The 7,033-nt window shown below is 60.7% G+C and carries 5 protein-coding genes; 1 reads left to right on the top strand and 4 read right to left on the bottom strand.

Features of this window, described 5'->3' with window-relative positions; all coding sequences use genetic code 11:
* Window positions 1–139 precede the first annotated feature (139 nt).
* Window positions 140–1,207, bottom strand: coding sequence for a GGDEF domain-containing protein (locus tag Q4481_RS04445; RefSeq protein ID WP_304375085.1), 1,068 nt, complete (start codon window positions 1,205–1,207; stop codon window positions 140–142).
* Between the two features lie 204 nt (window positions 1,208–1,411).
* The gene (locus tag Q4481_RS04440) at window positions 1,412–3,019 is read right to left on the bottom strand and encodes a fumarate hydratase (RefSeq protein ID WP_304375084.1); all 1,608 of its coding nucleotides are present in this window, start codon (window positions 3,017–3,019) and stop codon (window positions 1,412–1,414) included.
* A 243-nt stretch (window positions 3,020–3,262) separates the two neighbouring features.
* Between Q4481_RS04440 and Q4481_RS04435 the strand changes: the two genes are divergently transcribed.
* Complete coding sequence (locus Q4481_RS04435) at window positions 3,263–3,523, top strand: hypothetical protein (protein ID WP_304375083.1); 261 nt, start codon at window positions 3,263–3,265, stop codon at window positions 3,521–3,523.
* 3 nt (window positions 3,524–3,526) lie between these two features.
* Here Q4481_RS04435 and fumC read toward each other — a convergent pair whose 3' ends face one another.
* Window positions 3,527–4,945, bottom strand: a complete 1,419-nt coding sequence (gene fumC, locus Q4481_RS04430) for a class II fumarate hydratase (RefSeq protein WP_304375081.1) — start codon at window positions 4,943–4,945, stop codon at window positions 3,527–3,529.
* 47 nt (window positions 4,946–4,992) lie between these two features.
* Window positions 4,993–6,657, bottom strand: coding sequence for a hypothetical protein (locus tag Q4481_RS04425; RefSeq protein WP_304375080.1), 1,665 nt, complete (start codon window positions 6,655–6,657; stop codon window positions 4,993–4,995).
* Window positions 6,658–7,033: the final 376 nt, after the last annotated feature.

The raw sequence follows: 7,033 nt of genomic DNA, 5'->3' as shown, positions 1-7,033 counted from the left end.
CAGATCCTCGGCACAGGGCCGAGGATGACGGTCGAGAGGGCTGCGCTGCCGTTCATGGTCGGAGCGGTGTCTCCGAAGCGCTGAAGCGAAAACGGCGCCCCGAAGGACGCCGCTGAACTGCTCAGGATGATGATCCGGCCTACTTGTAGAGCAGCCAGCTCTTGGAAAGATCCTTCTTCATGCCGTCTTCGAACGGCATCGAGCGGTTGCGGCCGGCATTCTTGGCGCAATAGAGCGCGATGTCGGACTTCTGGTAGAGTTCCTGCGGCCCCTCCGCATCATCGGCCATGCAGAGGCCGAGCGAGAGGGTGACCGGGCCATAATTGACGCCGGTCTTGGAATTCTTGAACGGGGTCTGTTCGAGCGATCGGCGAATGCGTTCGGCGACCGCCATCGCTTCCTCGGGGCTCGCGCCTTCGAGAATGACGGCGAATTCCTCGCCGCCTGTGCGGGCAACGAACACATCCTTGCGGCAATTGGAGCGGATGACATTGCCGACGGTCGCGAGGATCTTGTCGCCGACCGGATGGCCGAACGTATCGTTTATCTTCTTGAAATGGTCGATATCGGTGAGGATGAGCGCGGTCGTCGCATGACCGAGCGGCGTATCATAGATCGCGGCCAGCTTCTCGTCGAAGGCGCGACGGTTGAAGAGTCGCGTCAGCGAGTCGGTATTGGCGATGCGCTTGTATTCATCGAGTTCGCGGCGGATATCATCCATCTCGCGCGATTTTGCCGCGACACCTTCGACGGTGCGGGCACCTTGCGCCATGGTGTCGCCGGTGGCATCCGACAGAAGCGAGATGGCGTTGCGCAAAAGATCGGCGCTTGCGGCACTCTTGGAATTGATGCGGGTGTAGGTTTCGGACAGAAGCTTATTGTAGCTTTCGAGCGAATTCTGCTCCTGTTTCAGCATGGTGAGCACGCTTTCGAGCTCACCGAGGATCTTGGAGTGGGCGCCCTCGACGACGGTTCCCTGATGGCGGGCGAAATACTGCGCGCCGATCGCATCAAGCTCCTCCTGCGTCGCGCGGTTTCCGAGCGCCGCAAGCTGCTGCGTCAGCTTCGGATTGGAGCCGATATAGGCTTCGTAAAACAGCTCATAGTTACGCGGGATCGGGGCGACGCCCATCTGCCGCATGGCATAGCTCACCTGCGCGGCAATATCCGGTACCTGTGTCTTCTGCGGCGCCTTTGCCACGTTCATCCAACCGACTCCCGAAGTTCTATCACTTCGGATACATTACTATCGGGCAAGTATTGGTATTCAGTTAACGCGCAGTGACTGGCAGGACGCAATTTTTTACGAATATCAGTAATATAACACGGACTTCCGGTTGCTGCCGATGCCGGTGGACGCACAAACGCCCGGCTGAGGCCGGGCGTTTGATTTCCAGTGGAAGTTCGGCTTCTATTCGAGGTTCAGTTCCTTGAAGAAGTCGTTGCCCTTGTCGTCGACGACGATGAAGGCCGGGAAATCCTCGACCTCGATGCGCCAGATCGCTTCCATGCCGAGCTCGGGATATTCCACAACCTCGACCTTCTTGATGCAATCCTTGGCCAGACGGGCGGCCGGGCCACCGATCGAGCCGAGATAGAAGCCCTTGTGGGTGGCGCAGGCATCGCGCACCTGGCGTGAACGGTTGCCCTTTGCCAGCATGACCATCGATCCGCCGAAGGACTGGAACTGGTCGACATAGGAATCCATGCGGCCGGCCGTCGTCGGGCCGAAGGAGCCCGATGCATAGCCTTCCGGCGTCTTGGCCGGGCCGGCATAGTAGATCGGGTGGTTCTTGAAGTAATCCGGCATGCCTTCGCCGGCCTCGAGCCGGGCGCGGATCTTCGCATGGGCCAGATCGCGGGCAACAATGATCGGACCGGTGAGCGAAAGACGCGTCTTGATCGGGTATTTGCTGAGTTCGGCCAGAATCTCCGCCATCGGGCGGTTGAGGTCGACCTTCACCACATCGTCGGAGAGATGCTTCTCGTCGATATCCGGCATGTATTTCGACGGATTGGTTTCCAGCGCTTCGAGGAAGATTCCGTCCTTGGTGATCTTGCCCTTGGCCTGGCGGTCGGCGGAACAGCTGACGCCGAGGCCGATCGGCAGCGAGGCACCGTGGCGCGGCAGGCGGATGACGCGCACGTCATGACAGAAATACTTGCCGCCGAACTGGGCGCCGACACCCATCTGCTGGGTGAGCTTGTGGATTTCCTTTTCCATCTCGAGATCGCGGAAGGCGTGGCCGCTTTCCGAACCTTCGGTCGGCAGCTCGTCGAGATAGTGGGTCGAGGCAAGCTTGACCGTCTTCAGGTTCATTTCGGCCGAGGTGCCGCCGATCACCACCGCCAGGTGGTAGGGGGGACAGGCTGCGGTGCCGAGCGTGAGGATCTTTTCCCTGATGAAGTTGACCATACGGTCATGGGTCAGAAGCGACGGCGTGCCCTGATAGAGGTAGGTCTTGTTGGCCGAGCCGCCACCCTTGGCGACGAACAGGAATTCATATTCGTCCTCGCCCTCTTCGTAGATGTCGATCTGGGCCGGCAGATTGTTCTTGGTGTTCTTTTCCTCGAACATCGAGATCGGCGCCAGCTGCGAGTAGCGCAGGTTCTTCTTGAGATAGGCATCCATGACGCCGTGGGCGAGGGCTTCGTAATCGCCGCCTTCTGTCCAGACGCGGCGGCCCTTCTTGCCCATGATGATGGCGGTGCCGGTATCCTGGCACATCGGCAGCACGCCGCCGGCGGCGATGTTGGCGTTTTTCAGGAGGTCATAGGCGACGAACCGATCGTTCGGGGTCGCTTCCGGATCTTCCATGATCGAAGCGAGCTGCTTGAGGTGATCGGCGCGAAGCAGGTGGTTGATGTCGCCGAATGCCGTCTCGGCCAGAAGCCGCATGCCTTCGGGCTCGACGGTCAGGACCGGCTGGCCCTTGAACATATCGACCGAAACATGGTCCGAGGTGAGCTTGCGATATTCGGTTTTGTCTTCGCCGAGGGGGAAGAGGTCTGCAGCCATGCCTTTCGCCTTTCGATTGGGATGAGCGGAATGGCGGTGGTTTAAGGGCAGGAGATGAAGAATTCAATGCGAAGAAAGGGTAAGAACAGACTGTTGAATGGATTGAATTTCTCTGCTCTCCCTCTAAATCGATTGTAGCCCATCCCGAGAGTGCGGATCGGCATTGTCGAACGCTCATGGTGCGTTTCGGGCAAGCCAGAATCGATAGGTCTGTCTGAAGGTTCAGACCAATCGGAGCGTTCGATGCGAAAAACCCAGCTTGCCCTGCTGCTGCCCCTGGCCGGATTCGTCGTTGCGCCCGCACAGTCCACCGCCAGCGGTTGCGTGCTGCTGGATGAGGCGGATCTCCTGCCCGATGCCGGTTACGCGACGCCTGCGGCGCTGAAGGCCGAGGCGCATTACCAGGCCAAGATGAAGGCGCTCGCCAAGCTCAAGGCGCGCGCGCAAGGCGGCGAGCAGGCCGGCAAGACCCGCTGCGCCGCCCCAATCGACCAGACCGGTTGATCGCTATTTCGGGCCGAGCATATCTTCGGGCCGCACGATCGCATCATATTGTTCGGCCGTGACCAGACCGCTCGCGAGCGCTTCCTCGCGCAGCGTCGTGCCGTTCCTGTGCGCGGTCTTGGCGATTTTCGCGGCATTGTCATAGCCGATCGTCGGCGCCAGTGCCGTCACCAGCATCAGCGAGCGATCGAGTCCGGCCTTGATATTGTCGGTGCGGGCCTCGATGCCGGTGACGCAATTGTCGGTGAAGGAACGGGCCGCATCGCCGAGCAACTGTACCGATTGCAGGAAATTGTAGGCCATGACCGGGTTATAGACATTGAGCTCGAAATGGCCCTGGCTACCGGCGAAGGAGAGGGCGGCATTGTTGCCGAATATCTGGACGCAGACCTGGGTCAGCGCTTCCGACTGAGTGGGATTGACCTTGCCCGGCATGATCGATGAGCCGGGTTCGTTTTCCGGCAGCGAAAGTTCGCCGAGACCGGCGCGCGGGCCCGAACCGAGAAAGCGGATATCGTTGGCGATCTTGAAGAGGGCAGCGGCAGCGGCATTGATGGCGCCATGGGCAAACACCATCGCATCATGGGACGCGAGCGCCTCGAACTTGTTGGGAGCGGTGACGAAGGGTAGGCCGGTGATCTCGGCGATTTCGCGTGCGACACCTTCGGCAAAGCCGATCGGGGCATTGAGGCCGGTGCCGACGGCGGTGCCGCCCTGCGCCAGTTCATAAAGTCCCGGCAGGGTGGCCTTTATGCGCCGAATTGCCGAGGCGACCTGGGCGGCATAGCCGGAAAATTCCTGCCCGAGCGTGAGCGGCGTGGCATCCTGCGTATGGGTGCGGCCGATCTTGATGATCCCGGCGAAGGCCTCGACCTTGGCCTCGAGCGCAGCCTGCAGATGCCCAAGGGCCGGCAGCAGGTGATGGACAATCTGTTCGGCGCAGGCAATGTGCATGGCCGTCGGGTAGGTGTCGTTCGACGACTGGCTCATATTGACATGATCGTTGGGATGAACGGGCTTCTTCGAACCCATCGTGCCGCCGAGCATTTCGATCGCGCGGTTGGAGATCACCTCATTGGCATTCATGTTCGACTGGGTGCCTGATCCCGTTTGCCAGACGACGAGTGGGAAATGGGCATCGAGCCTGCCGGCGATGACCTCTTCCGCAGCCGCGACGATGGCCGCGCCGATGGCCGGATCAAGACCGGCAAGCGCCATGTTGGTTCGGGCCGCCGCCTTCTTGACGATGCCGAGCGCGCGGATGATGGAGGCCGGCTGGTGCTCCCAGCCGATGCGGAAATTCTGCAGCGAACGCTGGGCCTGGGCGCCCCAATAGACATCGCTGGCAACCTCGATCGGTCCGAACGTATCGCTTTCGGTGCGGGTCTTCGCACCCGGATTGGCTGGTGAGCCGGTGGTCATGTCATTCTCCGTCTGTTGTTCTGCGCCTTGCCGCGGGATCGCGACAATCAGCGACAGAGGCGCATGCGGGTCGGCTGAGGGGCGGGCACGATCGAGGTTCCGGCAACCGAGCTCATGACGAGATCGTCGCCGGCCTGTTCGAACATGAGCCAGGCGGCGTAGCTTTCGCCTTCAGCATCGCAAAGGCCGAAACCCATGGCCGACTGGCCGAGAATGCTGGTGCGTTCGATACGGCAGGAATATTCGTAACCCGCGACGCGGACATAGCTCTTGTCCGGTGCGAAACTGAAGACGGTCGGGCCGAGGCTGCAGCCATTCTCGCTTTCATCGCCTTCGCCACCAAAACCCTTGCGATGGGCGACCAGAGGCTCGAAATAGCTGCGGCCTGCATCATCGAGCGAGGACATTGTGTTGTATCCCCAGAGCTGGAGGCGGAATTCGAGCGCTTCCTGAAAGGACGCGAAGCGCTTTTCCTCGCCGCACTCGTCGGCACTGCAGCTGAGATAGCTCATGTCGGTGCGACCATCGATGCGGTCGAACGGTACATAGGCGAGCATGCTATGGAAGAGGCCGAGGCGCGCGGCATTGGCCAGAACGCCGGCGCAGATGCCGGGGCCAGCCTCGGAATAGCAATCGCCGGCCCGCGAATGCATGTCACGCAGAATATACTGCTGGTAGGCGGTGTCTTCGCTGACATCCTCGAGCTTGCCGGCGCGCAGCTTCATGATCTTCACCGGCGCCAGCGAACCGGCATAGGAATCGAAGGCATAGAGAAAGCGCTGGTCGACGCTGTCGAGTTCGTCGGTGCCGTCGCCGTCGATATCGCGGATCGTCAGGCTGGAGCCGTCGAACTCGCCGAAATCGGCGGCAAGCAGCTTGCTGCCGTCATAGGAGACGGCCTTGGCCACCATGCAGCAATGGGCGCCGCGGGTATAATTACTGATCACGAAGGCCGGAAGGCCATGATCGAACTGATAGACGCCGATCGAGCCCTGCGGCGCATTATATTCGACATCGATGCTCGTGCTCACCGCTTTCAAGCCGTTGCGCGATACGGTCATGGTCACCGTCTTCGGTGTGGTGCCGCTCTGTTCCGAGACGGCGAGCCGGGCCGTCCATTGCTGTTCGGCCTCGTCGGTATAGGAATAGGTGACCGGCAGCGCCTCGACCTTCCAGTCGAGCGCCATGCCCTGGCCGAGATAGGCATCCGGTTCCTGGGCCGCAGTCTGTTCGAGCTTGAATTCGGCGGCAGCGACCGTGCACTCCTCAAGCAGCGGGTAACTTGCGGCAAGACCGTTGGCCTTGAAAGGCCCGAGGCGGCGACCGCCAAGATTGACCGAGAGCTTGCCGGCGGCGGCGAGGGCATCGCGGAAATTCGCCAGCGGCGCATTCATGGACAGGACCGGTGCGCCATTATCCCAGCCCGAGGCGAGAATGGCATTCCAGCGCCGGTCGCCGGTGAGCACGGTCATGGATCGCTTTTCGCCGTCGCCAGACCCGTCCGGATCGGGGATCAGCAACGCCTCCCTGCCATCGACGGTGCGGGTGAAGACGAGGTGGGCGCTTTCATCCTTCGGCTCGAGCCGGCAGGCGCGCGCCTCGGAATCATAGGTGACGAGCCAGCGCCCGGTATCCTTGAAGATGGTTTTTTCCGCCAGAGCCGGAAAGGCCGAGACTGCAAAAAGGACGAGGCCGAGGACGGGGCGACGCATGCGAATCTTCTCCAGATCGTTTGGCGGATCAAACCGCCGCTCAGGCGCCATGGCAAGGGAGTTCATGGTCTGTAGAGGCGCAATGCTGGTCAGGTTCGCCGTGCCTTTTACGTCACAGCTGGCGGCTTTTGCGCGGGCCGGCGATGCTTGAGAACCGGGTCTGCCATAATCCGGCTCTATTATGCGTTAAGAAAAAATTAAACATATCATAGTGTTGATGTCCCGTCGCGAGACACAACGACAGAAAATGGTCACAAAATTGTGACCCCGTGAATGAATGGTTGTGCTGATCCGTTTTCTTTTCAAGCGGACGCCAATCAGGTAGGGTCGCTGACAAATAACGACGATTGCGAAGGCTTCGACAGCCTCGGGAATG

This window comes from Fluviirhizobium alvei (genome assembly GCF_030551875.1).
In the GTDB taxonomy this organism is placed as follows: Bacteria; Pseudomonadota; Alphaproteobacteria; order Rhizobiales; family Rhizobiaceae; genus Rhizobium_E; species Rhizobium_E alvei.
Note: the sequence above shows the minus strand (reverse complement) of the source record. Positions and strands in the feature narration are given on the sequence as shown.

Bases quoted from the DNA above. Each gene is read 5' to 3' on its own strand.
- Q4481_RS04445 (WP_304375085.1), bottom strand. From the start codon at position 1,207: ATGAACGTGGCAAAGGCGCCGCAGAAGACACAGGTACCGGATATTGCC.
- Q4481_RS04440 (WP_304375084.1), bottom strand. From the start codon at position 3,019: ATGGCTGCAGACCTCTTCCCCCTCGGCGAAGACAAAACCGAATATCGC.
- Q4481_RS04435 (WP_304375083.1), top strand. From the start codon at position 3,263: ATGCGAAAAACCCAGCTTGCCCTGCTGCTGCCCCTGGCCGGATTCGTC.
- fumC (WP_304375081.1), bottom strand. From the start codon at position 4,945: ATGACCACCGGCTCACCAGCCAATCCGGGTGCGAAGACCCGCACCGAA.
- Q4481_RS04425 (WP_304375080.1), bottom strand. From the start codon at position 6,657: ATGCGTCGCCCCGTCCTCGGCCTCGTCCTTTTTGCAGTCTCGGCCTTT.